General features: G+C 75.7%; 18 protein-coding genes, 1 tRNA gene and 1 pseudogene. 13 read left to right on the top strand and 7 right to left on the bottom strand.

The window, feature by feature from the left end; genetic code table 11:
* Nucleotides 1–13: 13 nt before the first annotated feature.
* The 5 genes from nadD (at nucleotide 14) to AC1VL8_RS17625 (ending at nucleotide 3,358) form a co-directional block, all read left to right on the top strand.
* A complete protein-coding gene (gene nadD, locus AC1VL8_RS17645) occupies nucleotides 14–616 on the top strand; it encodes a nicotinate-nucleotide adenylyltransferase (RefSeq protein ID WP_389235179.1) in 603 nt (200 codons plus the stop codon).
* Nucleotides 613–2,079, top strand: a complete 1,467-nt coding sequence (locus AC1VL8_RS17640; RefSeq protein ID WP_483076072.1) for a hypothetical protein — start codon at nucleotides 613–615, stop codon at nucleotides 2,077–2,079. Before nadD ends, AC1VL8_RS17640 begins: the two co-directional genes overlap by 4 nt.
* A 37-nt stretch (nucleotides 2,080–2,116) precedes the next feature.
* Nucleotides 2,117–2,506, top strand: a complete 390-nt coding sequence (gene rsfS, locus AC1VL8_RS17635; RefSeq protein WP_389235188.1) for a ribosome silencing factor — start codon at nucleotides 2,117–2,119, stop codon at nucleotides 2,504–2,506.
* Entirely contained in the window at nucleotides 2,503–3,198 is a 696-nt protein-coding gene (locus AC1VL8_RS17630) for a histidine phosphatase family protein (RefSeq protein WP_483076071.1), read from the top strand. The genes rsfS and AC1VL8_RS17630 overlap by 4 nt, the downstream gene beginning before the upstream one ends.
* 87 nt (nucleotides 3,199–3,285) lie before the next feature.
* A tRNA-Ala gene (locus tag AC1VL8_RS17625) sits at nucleotides 3,286–3,358 on the top strand.
* 78 nt (nucleotides 3,359–3,436) lie between these two features.
* On the opposite strand, the gene AC1VL8_RS17620 is transcribed toward AC1VL8_RS17625, so the two are convergent.
* Nucleotides 3,437–4,375, bottom strand: coding sequence for a ribokinase (locus AC1VL8_RS17620; protein WP_483076070.1), 939 nt, complete (start codon nucleotides 4,373–4,375; stop codon nucleotides 3,437–3,439).
* Nucleotides 4,376–4,973: 598 nt separating this feature from the next.
* Here AC1VL8_RS17620 and AC1VL8_RS17615 point away from each other — a divergent pair.
* Nucleotides 4,974–5,342, top strand: coding sequence for a hypothetical protein (locus tag AC1VL8_RS17615; RefSeq protein WP_483076069.1), 369 nt, complete (start codon nucleotides 4,974–4,976; stop codon nucleotides 5,340–5,342).
* 13 nt (nucleotides 5,343–5,355) lie between these two features.
* Here AC1VL8_RS17615 and AC1VL8_RS17610 read toward each other — a convergent pair whose 3' ends face one another.
* Complete coding sequence (locus AC1VL8_RS17610; RefSeq protein WP_483076068.1) at nucleotides 5,356–5,985, bottom strand: transcriptional regulator; 630 nt, start codon at nucleotides 5,983–5,985, stop codon at nucleotides 5,356–5,358.
* A gap of 113 nt (nucleotides 5,986–6,098) precedes the next feature.
* On the opposite strand from AC1VL8_RS17610, the gene AC1VL8_RS17605 reads away from it, so the two are divergent.
* The 5 genes from AC1VL8_RS17605 to AC1VL8_RS17585 all read left to right on the top strand — a co-directional run bounded on the left by AC1VL8_RS17605 (nucleotide 6,099) and on the right by AC1VL8_RS17585 (nucleotide 9,847).
* A complete protein-coding gene (locus AC1VL8_RS17605; protein ID WP_483076067.1) occupies nucleotides 6,099–6,944 on the top strand; it encodes an NAD-dependent epimerase/dehydratase family protein in 846 nt (281 codons plus the stop codon).
* Nucleotides 6,945–6,989: 45 nt separating this feature from the next.
* Nucleotides 6,990–7,469: an NUDIX hydrolase gene (locus tag AC1VL8_RS17600; RefSeq protein WP_483076066.1), complete on the top strand. Its 480-nt coding sequence runs from the start codon at nucleotides 6,990–6,992 to the stop codon at nucleotides 7,467–7,469.
* A gap of 29 nt (nucleotides 7,470–7,498) precedes the next feature.
* Nucleotides 7,499–8,107: a GNAT family N-acetyltransferase gene (locus tag AC1VL8_RS17595; RefSeq protein WP_483076065.1), complete on the top strand. Its 609-nt coding sequence runs from the start codon at nucleotides 7,499–7,501 to the stop codon at nucleotides 8,105–8,107.
* 111 nt (nucleotides 8,108–8,218) lie between these two features.
* Nucleotides 8,219–8,857, top strand: coding sequence for a CYTH domain-containing protein (locus AC1VL8_RS17590; RefSeq protein ID WP_483076064.1), 639 nt, complete (start codon nucleotides 8,219–8,221; stop codon nucleotides 8,855–8,857).
* 81 nt (nucleotides 8,858–8,938) lie between these two features.
* Nucleotides 8,939–9,847: a VOC family protein gene (locus AC1VL8_RS17585; RefSeq protein WP_389235215.1), complete on the top strand. Its 909-nt coding sequence runs from the start codon at nucleotides 8,939–8,941 to the stop codon at nucleotides 9,845–9,847.
* Nucleotides 9,848–9,950: 103 nt separating this feature from the next.
* Here the strand turns inward: AC1VL8_RS17585 and AC1VL8_RS17580 are convergent, their stop codons facing one another.
* Nucleotides 9,951–10,982 carry a glutathione S-transferase family protein gene (locus tag AC1VL8_RS17580; RefSeq protein WP_483076063.1) on the bottom strand — a complete coding sequence of 344 codons (1,032 nt, stop codon included), beginning with the start codon at nucleotides 10,980–10,982 and terminating at the stop codon, nucleotides 9,951–9,953.
* Nucleotides 10,983–11,106: 124 nt separating this feature from the next.
* Between AC1VL8_RS17580 and AC1VL8_RS17575 the strand changes: the two genes are divergently transcribed.
* The gene (locus tag AC1VL8_RS17575; protein ID WP_483076062.1) at nucleotides 11,107–12,873 is read left to right on the top strand and encodes a hypothetical protein; all 1,767 of its coding nucleotides are present in this window, start codon (nucleotides 11,107–11,109) and stop codon (nucleotides 12,871–12,873) included.
* On the opposite strand, the gene AC1VL8_RS17570 is transcribed toward AC1VL8_RS17575, so the two are convergent.
* The 3 genes from AC1VL8_RS17570 to AC1VL8_RS17560 form a co-directional block, all read right to left on the bottom strand.
* Nucleotides 12,860–13,486: a hypothetical protein gene (locus AC1VL8_RS17570; protein WP_483076061.1), complete on the bottom strand. Its 627-nt coding sequence runs from the start codon at nucleotides 13,484–13,486 to the stop codon at nucleotides 12,860–12,862. The genes AC1VL8_RS17575 and AC1VL8_RS17570 overlap by 14 nt on opposite strands.
* Before the next feature lie 69 nt (nucleotides 13,487–13,555).
* On the bottom strand, nucleotides 13,556–14,755 hold the full coding sequence (locus AC1VL8_RS17565) for a hydroxymethylglutaryl-CoA synthase (RefSeq protein WP_483076060.1): 1,200 nt from the start codon (nucleotides 14,753–14,755) through the stop codon (nucleotides 13,556–13,558).
* A 229-nt stretch (nucleotides 14,756–14,984) separates the two neighbouring features.
* Entirely contained in the window at nucleotides 14,985–16,037 is a 1,053-nt protein-coding gene (locus tag AC1VL8_RS17560; protein WP_483076059.1) for a hydroxymethylglutaryl-CoA reductase, read from the bottom strand.
* A 100-nt stretch (nucleotides 16,038–16,137) separates the two neighbouring features.
* Between AC1VL8_RS17560 and AC1VL8_RS17555 the strand changes: the two genes are divergently transcribed.
* Complete coding sequence (locus tag AC1VL8_RS17555; RefSeq protein ID WP_483076058.1) at nucleotides 16,138–16,908, top strand: LLM class F420-dependent oxidoreductase; 771 nt, start codon at nucleotides 16,138–16,140, stop codon at nucleotides 16,906–16,908.
* 122 nt (nucleotides 16,909–17,030) lie between these two features.
* On the opposite strand, the pseudogene AC1VL8_RS17550 reads toward AC1VL8_RS17555, so the two are convergent.
* Nucleotides 17,031–18,633, bottom strand: a pseudogene (locus AC1VL8_RS17550) (alpha/beta hydrolase).
* Nucleotides 18,634–18,678: the final 45 nt, after the last annotated feature.

The raw sequence follows: 18,678 nt of genomic DNA, 5'->3' as shown, positions 1-18,678 counted from the left end.
GGACCCGCATCCGATGACGCAGCGACGAGCCCGGCTCGGTGTGATGGGCGGCACGTTCGACCCCGTGCACCACGGCCACCTCGTCGCCGCCAGCGAGGTCGCGGCGCGGTTCGAGCTCGACGAGGTCGTGTTCGTCCCCACGGGCTCCCCGTCGTTCAAGCAGGACGTGGTGGTCACACCCGCGGAGCACCGCTACCTGATGACCGTGATCGCGACGGCGTCGAACCCCCGGTTCACGGTCAGCCGCGTCGACATCGACCGGCCCGGCCTGACCTACACGGTCGACACCCTGCGGGACCTCGCGCGGGAACGGCCGGACGCCGACCTGTACTTCATCACCGGCGCCGACGCGATCGCCCAGATCCTCAGCTGGAAGGACTCGCCCGAGCTGTTCGAGCTCGCGCAGTTCGTCGCGGTCACGAGGCCGGGTCACCAGCTGGTCGTCGACGGCCTGCCCGCCGACCGGGTCAGCCAGTGGGAGATCCCCGCGCTCGCCATCTCGTCCACCGACGTGCGCGTCCGCGCGCAGGCCGGCAAGCCCGTCTGGTACCTCGTGCCGGACGGCGTCGTCCAGTACATCGCCAAGCACGGTCTGTACCGAGGAAGTCAGTCATGAGCACACCCGGGACCCCGCTGACCCGACGGGAGCTGCGGGAGCGCGAGGCCGCTCGGCTCGCCGCGCAGGAGGCGGCGGCCCAGCAGCCCGCCGCGCCCGCCTCCGGCGCGCCCACGGACCGGGCAGCGACGCCCGGACCGGCTCCGACGACCCCCGCGGCCCGCTCGACCTCCCCGGCCGGCTCGGCGTCGGCGTCGGCGACGTCCGCGACCCGGGCACCTGCGCCCGCGGTCCCCGCCGCTGCTCCCGCGCCCCACCCTGCTCCGACGGCCGGCGCGGCGTCGTCGCGGCGCGCGCTGCGCAACCGGCCGGTCTCCGCGGTCGGGGCGGACGGGTCGTCGTCGGCCCCGTACCAGGCGCCCGGCATGCAGCCCGACGCCCCGGTGCGGACGCGTCGCTCGATCCGGACGACCGCCCCCGAGCCGGCCACCGGCGGCGCGGCGTCGCCGTCGCCCGGCGGACCCGCGCCGGTCCCGGGCTCCGGACGGCCCGCGCCGTCGCCCGCCACGGCTCCCCGGCCGTCGCCGGCCCCGGCCCCTGCGCCGTCGTCCGCCACCGCTCCGGCGGCGCGCCCGGCGACGCCGGTGGGACGGCCCGCCGCGGTGCCCGGCATCGTCCCCGACGAGCGGGACACCCACTCGACGGGGCGGCGGTCCGGTCCCCCGGCTCCCGGCGGTGGCACCACCGAACGCCCCGCGACGCCCGCCGGCGGTCCCGCGCCAGGCGCCCGGACCGGCTCCGCGGCACCGTCGCCCACCTCCTCGGCCCTCGCAGCCGGGGCCGCTGCGCCCACCGCCGCCGGTCCCGCGCGGACGGCGCCACGCCGCCCGGCCGCGCCCGACGCCCGCCCGGCCTGGTCGCCGGCAGACGACACGGCGCGCACGTCGACCGGCGCCGCCGCGTCGTGGGCGTCGTCCGCCCCCGCGCAGGCCGGTCCCGGCCCCGGGCGGCCCGCCGGTGCCGAGACCGGTGCGTGGGGGTCCGCGGGGTCGTGGGCGCCGAGCGCGCCGGTCACCGCCGCGCAGCAGCCGGCGGCCGCAGCACCCCCGGCGACCACCCGCACCCCCGCCCCGGCACCCGCGGGCGCTCCCGCGACGACGCCCGGAGCGCCGGTCCCGGGTCCCGCCGCCGCGGACGACGAGGAGGTGCCGGTCCCGCAGTGGCAGTCGCTGCTCAAGGCGATGGCCCCCGCTCCGCTGCCCGAGACCCCGGCCGAGCAGACCGACCCGACCGGCACGCTCATGCACGGCGTGGAGGCGGACGAGGAGATCGACACCCTCGAGCAGCCCGAGCGGCTGCGGCGACCGCTGCCGTTCACCTGGCTGCAGTGGATCGTCCTGGCCGTCGTGGCGTTCGTGCTCGGCTTCCTCATCATCTTCGTCGCCAACACGGCGACCGGCGCCGCGGGGCCCGACGTGCCCGCCGTGGCGAGCGCGGCGTCCGACGCCGCTCCCGCACCCTGATCCTGCTCCACCCACCCCCCGAACCCCGAGGAGACCCGTGTCGGCATCCGACCGCGCCGTCGAGCTCACCGTGGCGGCCGCACGCGCCGCCGCCGACCTCAAGGCCCAGGAGATCATCGCCCTGGACGTCAGCGAGCAGCTCGTGCTCACCGACGCCTTCGTTATCGCCTCCGGCACCAACGAGCGGCAGGTCGGCGCGATCGTCGACGCCGTCGAGGAGTCGCTGCACAAGCTCGGCGCCAAGCCGCTGCGCCGCGAGGGCAAGTCCGAGGGCCGCTGGGTCCTCATCGACTTCGGCGAGATCGTCGTGCACGTGCAGCACGCCGAGGACCGCGTGTACTACGCCCTCGAGCGGCTGTGGAAGGACTGCCCGGTCATCGAGCTGCCGGCGGACGTCCACGGCACGCCCGACGAGGCGGGGGAGTGACGGCGGGTCGCGTCGTCCTCTGGCGGCACGGACGCACCGCGCACAACGCGAGCGCGCGCCTGCAGGGCCAGTCGGACATCCCGCTGGACGAGGTGGGCGTCTGGCAGGCCGAGACGGCCGCCGCGGCGCTGGCGAGCCGGTACCGGCCGACGCGCATCGTGGCCTCCGACCTCGGTCGGGCCCGGTCGACGGCCGAGGCCCTCGCCGAGCGCACCGGTCTGCCGCTGGAGACGGACGCGCGGGTGCGCGAGCGCTCGTTCGGCGACTGGGAGGGCATGACGTCGGCGGAGATCGCCGAGCGCTGGCCCGACCAGCACGCGGCGTGGGTGGCAGGGCGCGAGCCCGAGCGCGTCGGCGCCGAGACCCGCGCGGAGGTGCGGGAGCGGATGACGCACGCGGTCTCGGAGCTCGCGGGCGCACTGGGCGCGGACGACACGCTCGTCGTCGTCTCGCACGGCGCGGCGATCAGCCTCGGGCTCACCGGCCTGCTGGGCCTGCCCGCGGACTGGAAGGGCATCTCCGGCATGTCCAACGCGCACTGGGCGGAGCTCCAGCCCGGTCGTCCCGGCTCGGGTCTGGCGTGGCGTCTGGAGGCGCTGAACGTCGGCCCGGTGCATGCGTCGTCCGACTGGAACGCGGGCCCGGACCGCCCGGCTGCGTCGATGGACGACGAGGTGCGGGACCCGGCCTGACCAGCCGATTCGCACTCTCGCCGAGGATCGACTAATGTTCAGGACGCCCGCTCAGCGGGTGGTGAGACGGCCTGCGGGCCTGATCACGGGGCTGTGGCGCAGCTGGTAGCGCACCTGCATGGCATGCAGGGGGTCAGGGGTTCGAGTCCCCTCAGCTCCACATCGGAAGCGGGCGAGAGCGAGAGCTCTCGCCCGCTTCGTCGTTCCCCGGGGTGGCACGACCAGCGGGCTCGCCGGCTCAGCCGGGCAGCGCGTCCCCGGCGGCGGGGAACGACGGCTGCGCCCCGCGGCCCCGCACCGCTGCGGCGCCCACCCGCACCGCCAGCCGGACCGCCGCGAGCAGGGCGTCCCCGGCGGCCAGCCGCGCGGCGAGCGCGCCGACGAACGCGTCGCCCGCCCCGGTCGTGTCGACCGCCTCGACCCGGGGCGCCGGCTCAGGCACCATCCCGTCCGCGGACCCGACCAGCGCGCCGCGTGCGCCGAGCGTGACCACGACCGACGGGACGCCGTGCGCGAGCAGCCGGGCGACGACGGCGGCCTCGTCCGCCCCGGACGCCGGGGCCACGGTGCCCGGACCCCCGTCGAGCGCGGCGAGCACCGCGGCCGCCTCGTGCTCGTTCACCACCAGCGGGTCGGCGCGGCGCAGCACAGCGGGGTCGACGTCGACCACCGGTGCGAGGTTCACCACCAGGCGGCCACGGGTCGCGGCGGCGGCCCGCTCGGTGCCCGACCGGGGGATCTCGCCCTGGACGACGACGACCGCCGCCGCCGCGACCACCTCCCGGTGCGCGTCGACGTGCGGACCGTCCACGCGCGCGTTGGCTCCCGGGACGACGACGATGCTGTTCTCGCCGGCCGCGTCGACGGTGACCAGCGCCAGGCCCGTCGGTCCGTCGACGACGGTCAGCGTCCCGAGGTCGACGCCGGCCGCGCGCAGCCCGGCGAGCGCGGGCTCCGCGAACGCGTCGGTGCCCACGGCGCCGACCAGGGCGGTGGGCGCGCCGAGCCGGGCCGCTGCGACCGCCTGGTTCGCGCCCTTGCCGCCCGGCAGGACGGTCAGGTCGTCGCCGAGGACGGTCTCCCCGGGGGTGGGGTGCCGGTCGACGCGCGTCACGAGGTCGGCGTTGACGGACCCGACGACGACGACGCGGTGCCCGACCGCTGCTGTGCTGGTCACGCGCCCCATCCCACCACCTGCGGGCCCGACGCGGGCGCTGGTGGGCCTGCGCCGATCGGGTGGGCGATTCCCACCGGTCGGTCGGCATCGTGCATCGTTGTCCTGATGCATCAGGAGCACGAGCGCGACCTCAGGGCCGTCGGCGGGTCGCCCCGCGGCGTGTACTGGTGCGTGCTCGTGCTGAGCACGCTCGTGTCCGGGTGGCTGCTCGCGCTGCCCACGGGCCTGGTGCCCCCGCCGGGCGCGGGGTCGACGCTCAGCGACGCGGGACGGGTCGGCGCCGGCGTCGCGGGCGTGCTGTGGGCCGTGGTGACGGTGACCTTCTACCGCAACTACCTGCGGGTCCCGTGGAGCGACGACGAGCGGGTGACCGTGGAGACGGTCGACGGCGAGCGGGCCGTCGTCCTGGCGTGGCGGACGACGTTCCACCGGCAGCCGCTGCTCGTGGCCGCGGTCGTCGCGTTCCTGGCGGTGCAGCTCACGGTGGTGTTCGCGGTCAACGGCGAGTCGTTCTGGTGGGTGCCGCTGGTGGTGGTCGCGCCGTTCGTGCCGGCGGTGCCGGACAAGGTGCTCGAGCTTCCGACGGCCGCTGCGCCTGGTGCTGTCGCCCCGGGGGATCGGGGTCAGCGGGCTCGCGGGCGACGACTGGCTCGACTGGGCGGACGTCGACCAGCTGGAGATCGACCACGTCGAGCAGTGGGCGGTGGTCCGGGCGCGCGGCTCCGAGCGCGCCGCGTCGTGGCGGCACCGGGGTCGCCGGCGGCTGCTGACCCCGCGCCGCGGGCCCGACCTGTGCGTGGAGGTGCCGGGGCCGGCGTTCCCGGTCGACGCCCGGGCGGTGCTGCTCGCGCTCGAGCACTACCGGTCGGTGCCGCGCGCGCGGGCGGAGCTGGCGGGGGAGGCCGGGCGGCTCCGGCTGCTCGGGCGGCCCCCGCGGCGCACCGAGGGCCCGCCTGGCGCGTCCTGAGGTCGCGCCCGGGTCAGGCGTCGGCGAGGCCGAGCGTCGTCACCAGGTCGTCGTGCAGCTCGGACCACACCGCGTGGCAGGAGTCCACCCCCGCGCCGGTCACCCAGGCCGGGTCCCCGCCGAGCGCCCGGTCGAGGGCGTGGGCGAACCGGTCGGCGTAGCCGTCGAACCGGGGGAGCGTCGCCGTCAGCCACGCGGCCAGCGGGCGCAGCGACCGGCGGATCGACACGAGCTCGACGAGCAGCGTCGCGTCCCACGTCGTGTCGGTGTGGTCGTTCGCCGCGAACGGGTCGGCGTCGGTCGGGCGGAGCTGCCAGTCGGTGCAGGCGTGTCGCAGACGGGCGTCCAGCGGCCGGAGCTCGGCGTACGCGGCCCGCAGGGCGTCGGCGGCGCCCGGGGTCGCGGCGAGCTCGGCGGCCAGCAGGCGGTCGTCGTGCACGCGGCCGGCGTCGGTGACCGCCCAGCCGTCCGTCCCCGCGCCGGCCGGGCGGGTGACCCGGCCGAGCGCCTCGTGGTCCAGCAGCTGCTCGCGCACCCCCGCGGCGTCGAGGCCGGTCCGGGCCGCGACCTCGGCCGTCTCGGCGAACCCCAGCAGCCGCACGGTGTGCAGCGTCCGCAGCTCGGCGGCGGGGTCCGGGCTCATCCCGGCCCACGATGCAGCATCGCCCGGGACGCGTCAACGCGTGCGTGCGCCGCGCGCGGTGCAGCGCGCCGCCCCTGTGGACGCCGACCGCCGGGCGGGCGAGGATGGCCCGCATGACCGAGACCGTCGCCGTGACCGGCGCGCTGGGCAAGGTGGGCCGCGCGGTGGTGGAGGACCTCGTCGCGCACGGGTACGGGGTGCACGCGACCGACGCGCAGGGCCCGTTCGGGGAGCGGGCGGGGATCGGCGTCGACGTGATGCGCGCCGACCTGACCGACTACGGGCAGGCCGTCGAGGCGCTCGCGGGCTGCACCGCGGTGGTGCACCTCGCCAACATCCCGCAGCCCGGGATGGAGAACCCCGCGGACACGCTGAACCGCAACCTCGCGGCGAACGACAACGTGTTCCTCGCCGCGCAGCGCCTCGGGCTGCGCAAGGTCGCCTGGGCGTCGAGCGAGACCACCCTGGGGCTGCCGTTCGACGTCCCGCCCCGGTACGCGCCGGTCGACGAGGCGCACTACCCGTACCCGACGACCACGTACGCGCTGTCCAAGGTGCTCAGCGAGGACGTCGCCGCGCAGGTGTCGGCGTGGTCGGGCATCCCGTTCGTCGGGCTGCGGCTGTCCAACGTGTTCCCGGTCGAGGCCTACGCGCGGGTGCGGTCGTTCCACGGCGACCCCGCGCTGCGCCGGTGGAACCTGTGGGGCTACATCGACGCGCGCGACGCGGCGACGGCGTTCCGGCTGGCGCTCGAGGCCGAGACCACCGGGTCGCAGAACGTCATCATCGCGGCGGCGGACACGATCATGGACACGCCGTCGGCCGAGCTGCTGGCGGCCGAGTTCCCGGGCGTCGAGGTCCGTCGCGAGCTCGGGACCTACGAGACGTTGCTGGCGATCGACGCGGCGCGCGAGCTCCTGGGCTTCGAGCCGCAGCACAGCTGGCGCGACGAGGTCTGACCCCGACGTCGGACCGGTCGGCCGGGCACCCGTACGATCGGGCGCGTGCCCACCCCTGACTTCGTCCTGGACCTGCGCGAGAAGATCGGCCACGAGCTGCTCTGGCTGTCGGGGGTGAGCGCGGTCGTCGTCCGCCCCGGGGTCGACGGCGACGAGGTGCTGCTGGTCCGCCGCGCGGACAACGGGGCGTGGACCCCGGTGACCGGGATCATCGACCCGGGCGAGGAGCCCGCCGTCGCCGGCGCCCGCGAGGTGCTGGAGGAGACCGAGGTCGTGGCCGTGGCGGAGCGCCTGGCGTGGGTGCACACGCTGCCGCCGATGACCTACGCGAACGGCGACCGGTCGCAGTACCTCGACCTGACGTTCCGGTTCCGCTGGGTCTCCGGCGAGCCCGGCCCGGGCGACGGCGAGAACACCGAGGCCCGCTGGTACCCCGTGGGCGCCCTCCCGGAGATGTCCGCCGAGATGCGCGCCCGCGTCGCCGCGGGCCTCGCGCTGGACGGCCCCGCCCGGTTCGAGGCCTGACCGGGGTCCGCGGTGCGTAGGGTCGGGGCATGCGGCTGAGAGCGTTCGCCACCTGCGACCTGCCGGGGATGTACCGGGTGTGCCTGCTGACGGGCGACGCCGGGTCCGACGCCACGGGGGTCTACCGCGACCCGGACCTGCTCGGGCACGTGTACGCCGGGCCGTACCCGGTCGCCGACCCCGGGCTGACCTGGGTGGTCACCGACGACGCGGGTGCCGTCGCCGGGTACGTCGTCGGGACGGCCGACTCGCAGGCGTTCGCCCGCTGGCAGGAGGGCTCCTGGTGGCCGGCGCTGCGGGAGCGGCTGCCGCGTCCGGACGTCGTCGACGACTCCCGCCGCGACCACGAGCTGCTGCGGGTGGTGCACGACGGGGCGACCTACGACCCCGCGGTCACCGACGCGTACCCGGCGCACCTGCACATCGACCTGCTCCCGCACGCGCAGGGCAGGGGGCTGGGCCGGACGCTGATCGCGACGCTCGCGGCGGCCCTGCGCGAGCGCGGCGTCCCGGGGCTGCACCTCGGGGTGTCGGCGGCGAACACCGGGGCGATCGCCTTCTACGACCGGGTCGGGTTCCGGCCGGTGGCGACGCACGACTGGGGGCTCACCCTGGGGATGGACCTGCGGGCGCCCTGAGCCGGCGAGGTCGCGGGCCGGGGTCCCGCGGGGTGCGGGCCGCGTCGCGTACCGTGACGGTGTGCGGCGCGTCCTCGGCGCCGCCGTGACCAGCGCGAGGAAGGGCCCACGGTGAGCGACACCGGGTACGGCGACTTCGAGTTCGAGCGCCGGTTCTTCGTGCGCACGCCGCCCGCGGAGCTGCTGTCCGAGCCCGACCCGGTGCTGATCGTGCAGTCGTACTTCCTCGCCCAGGACGGGTACGCGATGCGGCTGCGCGTCCAGGCGTCGGGCCTGCGGGTCGCGCTCGGGCCGGACGCCGACCCGCTGGCGGTGCTCGACGAGGTCGGCGACGCGTTCGAGTTCTGCGCGGTGACGCTGAAGGGCCCGATGAACGTCGGCACCCGGTACGAGGCCGAGCGGGAGATCGACGTCACGGTGGGGATCGAGATGATCCGCCGCGGCGGGCTGCGGATCGTGAAGAACCGGTACTCGGTGTGGCTGGGCGCCGACGGCTGGGTGGTCGACGTGTTCGGCGGCGCGAACGCCCCGCTGGTGATCGCCGAGTGCGAGCGCTCCGGCCCGGTCACGGACCTGCAGATCCCGGCGTTCTGCGAGACCGAGGTCACCGACGACGCCCGGTTCGCGAACGACGGGCTGGCCCGCGCGCCGTACACCGGCTGGGCGGCGGAGTTCGCGCGCGAGCTCGACGCCCGGGGCCCGCGGTTCCTCACCGACTTCGGCCGCAACGACGTGCAGCACCGGGGCTGACCGCACCCGTTCCCACCCGCAGGCCCGCGGTGGTCGACGCACGCCTGGTCAAAGATTGAAGGATCAACTATTGTAGCGATCATGAGCCTCGTGACCCCCGCCCACGCCCAGGACCGCCTCGCCGCCGACACCGCGATGGGTCCGGTGACCCTCCTGGTCGCGGACCTCGACCTCCAGGTCCGGTACTACCGCGACGTGATCGGCCTCGAGGTCGTCGAGCGGCCCGACGAGCGGATCGAGGGCGTCGGCCGCCCCGACGTCGTCGTGCTCGGCCGCGGCACCCTGCCCCTGATGGTGCTGCGCCACACGCCCGACCTGCCGCCCACCAGCCGCGGCCAGGCCGGGCTGTTCCACACCGCGATCCTGTTCGACACCCAGGAGGCGCTCGCGGCCACCCTCGCGTCCGTCGCCTCGCGCGCCCCGCAGACGTTCGTCGGCAGCGCCGACCACCTGGTGTCCGAGGCGTTCTACCTCACCGACCCCGAGGGCAACGGCGTCGAGCTGTACTGGGACCGCGCCCGCGAGCTGTGGGGCTACGACGCCGAGGGGCGCGTGCAGATGGACTCGCTGCGGCTCGACCCGAACGAGTTCATCCGCGGCCACGTCACCGACGCCGCGCTCGCCGCCCCCGCGGGCCGGCCCGTCGTCGGGCACGTGCACCTGCAGGTCGGCGACGTCGCCGGGGCGCGCGCGTTCTACGTCGACGCGCTCGGGTTCGACGTGATGGCCGAGTGGCACGGCGCGCTGTTCGTGTCCGCCGGCGGCTACCACCACCACATGGCGATGAACACCTGGAACTCGGCCGGCGCGGGCCCGCGCGCCTCCAGCCTGGGCCTCGGCGAGGTCACCCTGGTGGTCCCCGGGACCGACGACGTCGGCGCCCTGCGCGAGCGGCTCACGTCGCACGGCGTCGCGGTGCGCGACGACGGCGCGACGGTCACGTTCGACGACCCGTGGCGCAACGTCGTCCGCGTCCGCCCCGCGGCCTGACCCACCCCCACCCCGCTCGACTCGCCAGCCGAGGTCGAGGGTTTGCCTCGAGGTCGAGGGTTTCAGGGCACCCTCGTGCGCGAAACCCTCGACCTCGAGCTCGTCAGCCCTCCGGGGTGTGGGTCGGGTCGACGCGCTCGGGCTCGCGGGGCGGGGGCGGCGGGGTGCCGTCGCCGAACGGGCGGCCCCCCAGCGCCTCGCGGCCGTGCGGGGTCAGCCAGCCGCGCAGGTCGGGCCCCGCGGGGACGATCTGCGTCGGGTTGATGTCCTCGTGCACCACGTAGTAGTGCCGCTTGATGTGGTCGAAGTCGACCGTGTCGCCGAAGCCCGGGGTCTGGAACAGGTCCCGGGCGTAGGCCCACAGGACCGGCATCTCGGTCAGCTTGTTCCGGTTGCACTTGAAGTGGCCGTGGTAGACCGCGTCGAACCGCACCAGCGTCGTGAACAGCCGCACGTCGGCCTCGGTGATCGTGTCCCCGACCAGGTACCGCTGGCCGGACAGCCTCTCCTCGAGCCGGTCCAGGCGGGAGAACAGCCGCCGGTACGCCTTCTCGTACGCCTCCTGCGACCCGGCGAACCCGCACCGGTAGACGCCGTTGTTCACGTCGGTGAACACCGCCCGGGCGACCTGGTCGATCTCGTCCCGCAGGTGCTCGGGGTAGAGGTCCGGCGCGCCCGCGCGGTGGTGCGCGGTCCACTCGGTCGACAGGTCCAGCGTCAGCTGCGCGTAGTCGTTGGTGACGACCGCGCCGGTCGGCACGTCGACGATCGCGGGGACGGTGATGCCCTTCGGGTAGTCCGGGAACCGCCGGAGGTAGGCGTCCTGGATGCGCGGGATGCCGAGCACCGGGTCGACGCCGCCGGGGTCCAGGTCGAACGTCCACGAGCGCGCGTCGTGGGTCGGCCCGCACACGCCGAGCGAGATCGCGTCCTCGAGCCCGAGCAGGCGCCGCACGATGATCGCGCGGTTCGCCCACGGGCACGCGCGCGAGACCACGAGGCGGTAGCGGCCCGCCTCGACGGGGTAGCCGTCGCGACTGTCCGCGGTGATCCGGGTGGTGATGTAGCTCTGGTCGCGGACGAACTCCTCGCCGGACGTCACGTACGCGCCGGCGGTGCTGTGCTCCGAGGTCATGGGGACGATCATCCCGCGTGCGCCGACGTCGCGCTCCCGCGGGCCGGCCGTGGCCGGCCGAGCGGCGTGTCGGCGCCGGTGCCTAGAGTGGACGCCGACCCCCTGCTCCCGGCCCTGGAGACCCGTGCCCGACGCACCCGCCCCCTCGTCCACGTCCCGCCCCGCACCCGCACGCCGCCGCGCGCGGGGCCTGGCCGCCGTGGTCGCCGTGCTCGGCCTGCTGGTCGCGTGCACCGGCGGCGCGACCGACGACGCGAGCCCGTCGCCGAGCCCGACCCCCGCGGTGCTGCGGGCCACGGTGACGCTCCCCGAGGCGCCCGTGACGGTCGTCCCGGACGCGAGCGCGGGCGAGACCGCCGTGGTGGTGAGCGGTGCGCTGTTCGACGAGGCCCCGGTGGCGGTGCTGGTCGCCGGGGAGGACGCGACGCTGCTGGGTCCGGCGGCGACGGCCGCGGTGGGGCTGGGCGCGCCGCTGCTCGTCGCCGGCGCACCGGGCACCGCGGAGGAGGTCGCGCGTCTCGGCAGCACCGAGGCCGTGGTGGTCGGCGACGCGGACCTCGACGGCCTGCCCGCGGACCTGCGGACCCACGCGGTCGACGACGCCGACGCGCTCGCGGACCTCGGCGTGGACGTCGGCGACCGGCAGGACGTGGCGCCGACGGCGCTCACCGCGGCCGTCGCGGCGCTCACCCGGCCCGCGACCCCGCTGCTGGTGTCCGACGACTCGGAGGCACCCGCCCCCGAGGCGTCCGCGCCCGTGACCGACGGCCCGTCCACCGCTCCGAGCACCACCGGCGGGCTCGGCGCCGAGGGCACCACGGTCGAGCCGCCCGCCGAGGTCGAGCACGCGGCCCTGCTGGTCGACTCGGTCACAGGGTCCGCCGCGGCCACCGTCGCCGCCGCGACGGCGCGGGCCGCCGGGGTGCCGGTCGTGGACGTCCCGGGCGGCGACCCGCGCGCGACGCCCGCCACGGTGCAGGCGCTGACGGGCGTGTCGACCGTCCTCGCGGTCGGCAGCACGTTCGGGGCCGCCGAGCTGCTCGGCCCCCGGGTGGCGTCGGCCGCGACGGGCGTGGAGCTGCCGGGCGGCGGCCAGCTGGTCTTCCCGGTCGCCGGGTCCGCGCCGGGGCTGCACGCGAAGCGGTACATCGCCCTGTACGGGACGCCGGGCACGCCGGCGCTCGGGGTGCTGGGGGAGCAGGACGTCCCCGCGACGATCGCCCGGGCGCAGCAGACCGCGGCGCCCTACGACGCGATGACCGACGACACCGTGGTCCCGACCCTGGAGATCATCGCGACGGTCGCGTCCGCGGCGCCCGAGCCCGACGGCTCGTACTCGCGGGGGCGGTCGGTGGACGAGCTGCGCCCGCTGGTCGAGGCCGCGGCGGAGGCGGGCCAGGCGGTCGTCATCGACCTCCAGCCCGGGCGGACGGACTTCCTCACCCAGGCGCAGCGGTACGCGGACCTGCTGGCGTACCCGCACGTGGGCCTGGCGCTGGACCCGGAGTGGCGGTTGCAGCCCGACCAGGTGCACCTGCGCCAGATCGGCTCGGTGGGGGTGGACGAGGTCAACGCGACCGCGGCGTGGCTCGCCCAGTTCACCCGGGAGCGGCAGCTGCCCCAGAAGATGTTCCTGCTGCACCAGTTCTCGCTGCGGATGATCGCCGAGCGGGAGCGTCTCGACACGAGCCACGACGAGCTGGCGGTGATCATCCACGCCGACGGCCAGGGCTCGCAGCCCGCGAAGGCCGGCACCTGGGCGGCGCTGCGCCAGGGCGCGCCGCCGGTGCACTGGGGCTGGAAGAACTTCTACGACGAGGACACGCCGATGCTCGACCCGGCGCAGACGTGGCAGGTGCAGCCGGTCCCGGACCTGGTCACCTACCAGTAGCACGGGGGGAGTGCCGGGGGTCGTCGGCCTCCGGGCGGCGCAGCGCCGCCGCCACCCCCGCGCGCCAGCCCGGTGCCCGGCCACCCGCCGGCGGGCGGAGCTCGACGACGTCCAGCCCGGCCCGGAGCAGCAGGAACGACACCAGCGAGTTCGACGTCCACATGTCGCCGCAGCGCAGCTCGTCGCGGCCCCACACCAGGTCCGGGACGTCCGCGACGGCGGCCAGCAGCGTCGCCGTGCGCGCCCGCCCGGTCGCGACCCGCCGGACCGCGACCGCGTGCGGCAGGTCGGGGACGGTGCCGTCGTACCAGCGCCGCACCTCGTAGCGGAAGAACCGCGACCGGCCCAGCGGCCGCAGCCCGACGGGACCCTGGCGCACGACACCCCGGTCCGCGGGGTCGCCCGGGCCGTTGCCCCAGACGGGCGTCATCTCGACGGCGAACCGCTCGCCGTCGAGCGACCCGACCAGGGCCGCGTGCACCAGCGGCGCCGCCGGACGGTGCTCCCGCCGGGCGTGCAGGTGCTCGTAGGCGCGGCCGCTCAGGCGGACCAGCGGTGACCCGTCGGCCCCGAGCGGGATCCAGGCGAGGTCGACGTGCGACGCGGGGACCATCCCGTCATGGCAGCACCGGGCGACGCCCCGGACGAGGGCACAAGGTCCCGCGGGTCAGGGTCCCGCGGGTCAGGCGACGGCGGCGTCCGCGACGGCGCTGCGCTCGTACAGCCGCTGGTGCCCGGTGATCGCCGCGAGCCGGAACGGGCCCCGGGTCACCTGGTCGACGTGGTGGTCGCCGCCGTCGACGGGGTTCACCGGCGCGACGATGTCCAGGTACTCGGCGTGCGAGACCTCGAGGCGGTCGTCGAGCAGACGCCGGTGCGCCGCGGTGCGCAGGTGGTCGCGGTAGCCGGGCTGGACGACGCCCGTGAAGAACTCACCGACCGCACCCGAGCCGTAGCTGAAGAACCCGATCCGCGAGCCGGACAGGTCGTCCGCGGCGTGCTCGAGCAGCGACACCAGGCCGATGTACATCGACGCGGTGTAGGAGTTCCCGATCTCGCGGTTGTAGCGCAGCGAGTCGGCGATCTGGGCGTCCATCACCTCGGCGTCGCGCGGCGCCCCGACCAGGCGGGTCAGGTGCGCGTGCGCCTTGACCGCCATCTTGGTGAACGGCTGGTGGTAGACGAACGCGTCGATGTCGCCGAAGGCGGGGCCGCCCTGCGCCTGGTGGTCCGCCCACGCGCCGCTGAGGGAGTCCGTGTACGCCCGCAGGGACAGCCGGCCGTCGACGACGGCGGTGGTGCGGTAGTTGGGTCGCCAGAAGTCCATGACGTCGGTGGTGTGCAGCCCGGACGTCGGCTCGACGGCGACGAGGCGCGGGTTCGCGGTGACGAGCATCGCGACGGCGCCGCAGCCCTGGGTCGGCTCGCCGGAGGAGCCGACGTCGTAGCGGGCGACGTCGGAGCAGATCACGAGGACCTTCTGCTCGGGGTTGCGCGCCACGAGCGCGAGCGCCATCTGCAGCGCGGACGTCCCGGCGTAGCAGGCCTGCTTCAGCTCGACGACGCGGGCGGCGGACGACAGGCCGAGCAGGCGGTGGACGTAGACGCCCGCGGACTTCGACTGGTCGATGCCGGACTCGGTGGCGAGCAGCACCGTGCGGATCGCGGCACGGTCGTCGTCGGAGAGGTGCTCGACCAGCGGCAGCGCGGCGGCGGCGGCCAGCGTCACGACGTCCTCGTCGGGGGCGCACACGCTCATCCGGTCCTGACCCAGGCCGACGGTGTACTTGGCGGCCTCGACGCCGTGCACGGGGGCCAGGTTCGCCAGGTCGAGGTACCGGTCCGCGGTCGCGAAGGCCAGGTCGTCGATGCCGAGCTGCATGTCGGGGTGGATCCTCTCGGGCGGGGCGCCGTCCTGGGTGGTGACCCGGCCGACGGGCCCCGGGGAGGGGGACGCTGCGGCGCGAGCCGGCGCCCACGCGAGGCCCGGACGACTGTAGCCCCGCGCGCGGGCCGCGACCAGCGAGGGTCGGGGCTCTTCACGCGCCTCTCACGGAACGCGCGCCACGCCCGGTTTCATCCCGTTCGTGAACGCGGTCACATCGGGTGCGTCAGCCCTGCGCGGGCCGGCCCCGCTCCAGGGTGAGGTGCGCGGCCATCAGCTCGCCGGGGTTGGTCTGCGCGGCCATCAGCGACAGCTCGCCGCAGAGCACCGTCGCCGCGCACAGCACCGCCAGGCGGCGGGAGTTCGCGCCGGGCTCGCGGTCCTCGCGGCAGCCCAGCCGCGTGAGGTTCTCCTCGACGAAGTCCAGGCCCTTGCCGTTGCCGACCGTCCCGACGATGAGGTTCGGCAGGGTGCAGGAGAAGTACAGGTCGCCGTCGCGGACCTCGGCGTGGGTGAGGCCCTGCGAGCCCTCGACGATGTTCGCCGCGTCCTGGCCGGTGGCCAGGTAGAACGCCAGGAGCATGTTCGCGTAGTGCGCGTTCGCCGACCGGAGCCCGCCCGCGAGCATCGTGCCGATCAGGTTCTTGCGGATGTTCAGCTGCACGACCGCCTCGGGGGTGGTGTGCAGGAACCGCTCCACGAGGCGGCGGGGGATCACGATCTCGGTCACGACGTTCTTGCCGCGGCCGAGGATGCCGTTGACCGCGGTGGCCTTCTTGTCCGAGCAGTAGTTGCCGGAGATCGAGCCGTACCGCAGCCCGGGCACGGCCGCGAGCACGTGGTCCATCAGCTTCTCGGACGCGTTCGTCACCATGTTGTGGCCCGAGGCGTCGCCGGTGGTCAGCTCGAACCGCACGAACAGCAGGTTCCCGGCGATCTGGTGGTGCACGTCGATCAGCCGCGCGAACCGGCTGCTGCCCGCGACCACCGCCTCGAGGTCCGCCCGGTGCGCGGTGAGGTGCTGCACCGCCGCCAGCGCGACCCCCGCGTCGTCGGCCTCGAACAGCACCGACCGCGACATCCGCTCGTCGACCAGCGTCGCCCGGATGCCGCCCTCGACCATCGTCGAGATCCGCGCGCCGCGGCGCACCGACGGCCACAGCGGCGACTCGTACGTCGCGAGCGGCACCTCGGTCTCGCCCTCCATGACGTTGCCGCTCACCCGGACCGGGCCGACCCAGCGCAGGGGGACGGGCGCGGTGGTGTCTGCGGCGGGCATGGGGACCTCCGGGGTCGTGAGCAGGCGCGCGCCGGGCCGGCGCGACCGCCAGCGTAGACGGCACGCGGCGCCGGGCCGGTCGGAGTCGTACCGTGCTGCCATGACGCGACCCCTCCGCATCGGAGTCCAGATCCAGCCCCAGCACGCCGACTACGCGCAGATCCGGGACGCGGTCCGCCGCGCCGAGGACCTCGGCGTGGACGTGGTCTTCAACTGGGACCACTTCTTCCCGCTGTCCGGCGACCCGGACGGCAAGCACTTCGAGTGCTGGACCATGCTCGGCGCGTGGGCGGAGCAGACCAGCCGGGTCGAGATCGGCGCGCTCGTGACGTGCAACTCGTACCGCAACCCCGAGCTGCTCGCCGACATGGCCCGCACGGTCGACCACATCAGCGGCGGCCGGCTGATCCTCGGCATCGGCGCCGGTTGGTTCGAGAAGGACTACGACCGGTTCGGCTACGAGTTCGGCACCGCCGGCTCGCGGATCGCGGACCTCGCTGCCGCCCTGCCCCGGATCAAGGCCCGGCTCGCCGCGGGCAACCCCGCGCCGACCCGGGAGATCCCCGTGCTGATCGGCGGTGGCGGCGAGAAGAAGACCCTGCGCGTCGTGGCGGAGCACGCGGACGCGTGGCACTCGTTCGGCGACCTGGACACGCTGACCCGCAAGAGCGCGATCCTCGACGAGCACGGCGCCGCGGTCGGCCGCGACACAGCGGCGCTGGTCGAGCGCAGCGTCGCCGTGAGCGCCCCGCCGGAGGAGGTCGCGGCCCCGCTGGTCCAGGCGGGCGTCACCCTCTTCACGGTCGGCGTCAGCGGCCCCGACTACGACCTCTCCCTGGTCGAGCGCTGGACCACCTGGCGCGACGCCTAGCACTGACCCGCTGGCCCGGCCGCCCGCTCGGCCGCCGAGGTCGAGGGTTCGTGACGGACGAGGGCGCTGAAACCCTCGACCTCGCGTGAAACCCTCGACCTCGCGCGCGGCGGCGCCGCGCGTCAGCCGACCGAGGCGCCCGGGAGGGTCGGGAGCTCGAGGGTGTCGTCCAGGAGGTGCTGGAGGGACGTCAGCTCCACCGGGGTCCAGCCCGGCGGCTCGGTCACGTCGGACCACGCGCCGACGATCTGGCTCGCGTAGTTGTGGCCGTGGCCGTCGGGGACGCTGACGCCGAAGAACTGGTCGACCGTGACCTGCGCCCACGTCAGCACCGGGAACCACCGCACGCGCCCCGAGACGTCCGGCCCGCGCGGCTCGGACAGCCAGTCGGGCTGCCGGGTCAGCAGGTCCCACGACCACCAGACCACGGGGTCGGACGCGTGCTGCAGGTAGACGACCCGGGGCACGTCCCAGTCGCCGCCGGCCTGTCCGCCCGGTGCCGCGAGGTCCTGCGCGTCGGAGCCGAACCGCACCGTCTCCCCGCCGTCGACGACCGGCTGCCACTGCGGGCTGCCGTCGTCCCGGCCGGCGGTCACCGTCCGCCACAGCGGCGTGAAGCTCGGCGTGCCGACGTACAGCGCCCCGTCGACGCGCGCGGTCAGGTCGCCGACCGAGCCGAACGGCGCCTGCGCCGCGAACGACCCGAGGCTGAGCCCGTACGAGATCAGCTGCGGCCGGTCGTCCTCGGGCAGCTCGGCCCAGCGGGCGTGCACGGCGTCGAACAGCCCGGCCGGCCTCGGTCGCGCGGTCGGCGTCGACCAGGAACGAGATCCAGCTCGGCAGGAACGAGTACTGCATCGTCGCGATCGCGGTGTCGCCGCCCCACAGGTACTCGACGGCGGCCATCTGCTGCGGCTCGGTCCAGCCCGTCCCGGTGGCGCCCGCGACCACGAGCACCGACCGGTCGAACGCCCCGGTCCGCTCCAGCTCCTCGACGACCAGCGCCGCGCGCGCCGAGGCGTCGTCCGCGGAGTCCAGGCCCGCGTAGATCCGGATCGGCTCGACCGCGTCGGACCGGGTGACGTCGGCGATCGCCGCCGCGGACGGCCCGCCGGCCACGAACGTGCGGCCCTGGCGACCCAGCGAGTCCCAGGTGACCACCGAGTCGGGCGACCCCGACCGCAGCGGCGACGTGACCTCCTCGACGCCCGCGTCCGTGCCGGCGTTCGTACCCGCGTACACGGAGTCGGCGACCGTCACGACGACGCGGAACAGCACACCCGCGGCCAGCCAGTAGACCAGCAGCGTCACCAGGACGACGCCGGCCAGCGACGCGGCCGGCGCGGGGATCCACCGGGCGAGCACCCGGGCCACCCGCTGGGACAGCCGCCGCAGCGCCCGCGCGAGCGCGAGCAGCCCGAGGCCGACGGCCAGGGCGATCACCCCGACCACGACCGCCGACGAGGTCCGCCGCGGCTCCCCGACGAGCACCCGCACGTCGTCCTGCCACCGCGCGCCGACCGCCACGACCACGACCGCCAGCACCGGACCCGCCCAGGACAGCACGCGCCAGGCGACCCGGCGCCACGCGGCCCGCGGCAGCGGCACGCCGGTCCGGCGCACGACCCAGGCGACGAGCACCCCACCCCCGTACCCGAGCACGGTCCCGACGCCGGCGAGCACGCCGAGGTAGAGCGTCGGTCGGGGGAGCAGCGAGGGGGTCATCGCCGCGGCGAGGCCGACGAGCGCGCCGAGCATCCCGGACCAGGA

The organism is Cellulomonas sp. KU4C, from assembly GCF_056868065.1.
The sequence above is the reverse complement of the archived record's forward strand: the minus strand, read 5'-3'. Positions and strand labels throughout refer to the sequence as shown.

What these genes read in the sequence shown, in the direction of transcription:
- AC1VL8_RS17570 (WP_483076061.1), bottom strand. Translation starts at nt 13,486, where the DNA reads ATGGTCCCCGCGTCGCACGTCGACCTCGCCTGGATCCCGCTCGGGGCC.
- nadD (WP_389235179.1), top strand. Translation starts at nt 14, where the DNA reads ATGACGCAGCGACGAGCCCGGCTCGGTGTGATGGGCGGCACGTTCGAC.
- AC1VL8_RS17555 (WP_483076058.1), top strand. Translation starts at nt 16,138, where the DNA reads ATGACGCGACCCCTCCGCATCGGAGTCCAGATCCAGCCCCAGCACGCC.
- AC1VL8_RS17580 (WP_483076063.1), bottom strand. Translation starts at nt 10,982, where the DNA reads ATGACCTCGGAGCACAGCACCGCCGGCGCGTACGTGACGTCCGGCGAG.
- AC1VL8_RS17640 (WP_483076072.1), top strand. Translation starts at nt 613, where the DNA reads ATGAGCACACCCGGGACCCCGCTGACCCGACGGGAGCTGCGGGAGCGC.
- AC1VL8_RS17560 (WP_483076059.1), bottom strand. Translation starts at nt 16,037, where the DNA reads ATGCCCGCCGCAGACACCACCGCGCCCGTCCCCCTGCGCTGGGTCGGC.
- AC1VL8_RS17585 (WP_389235215.1), top strand. Translation starts at nt 8,939, where the DNA reads ATGAGCCTCGTGACCCCCGCCCACGCCCAGGACCGCCTCGCCGCCGAC.
- AC1VL8_RS17610 (WP_483076068.1), bottom strand. Translation starts at nt 5,985, where the DNA reads ATGAGCCCGGACCCCGCCGCCGAGCTGCGGACGCTGCACACCGTGCGG.
- AC1VL8_RS17605 (WP_483076067.1), top strand. Translation starts at nt 6,099, where the DNA reads ATGACCGAGACCGTCGCCGTGACCGGCGCGCTGGGCAAGGTGGGCCGC.
- AC1VL8_RS17565 (WP_483076060.1), bottom strand. Translation starts at nt 14,755, where the DNA reads ATGCAGCTCGGCATCGACGACCTGGCCTTCGCGACCGCGGACCGGTAC.
- AC1VL8_RS17595 (WP_483076065.1), top strand. Translation starts at nt 7,499, where the DNA reads ATGCGGCTGAGAGCGTTCGCCACCTGCGACCTGCCGGGGATGTACCGG.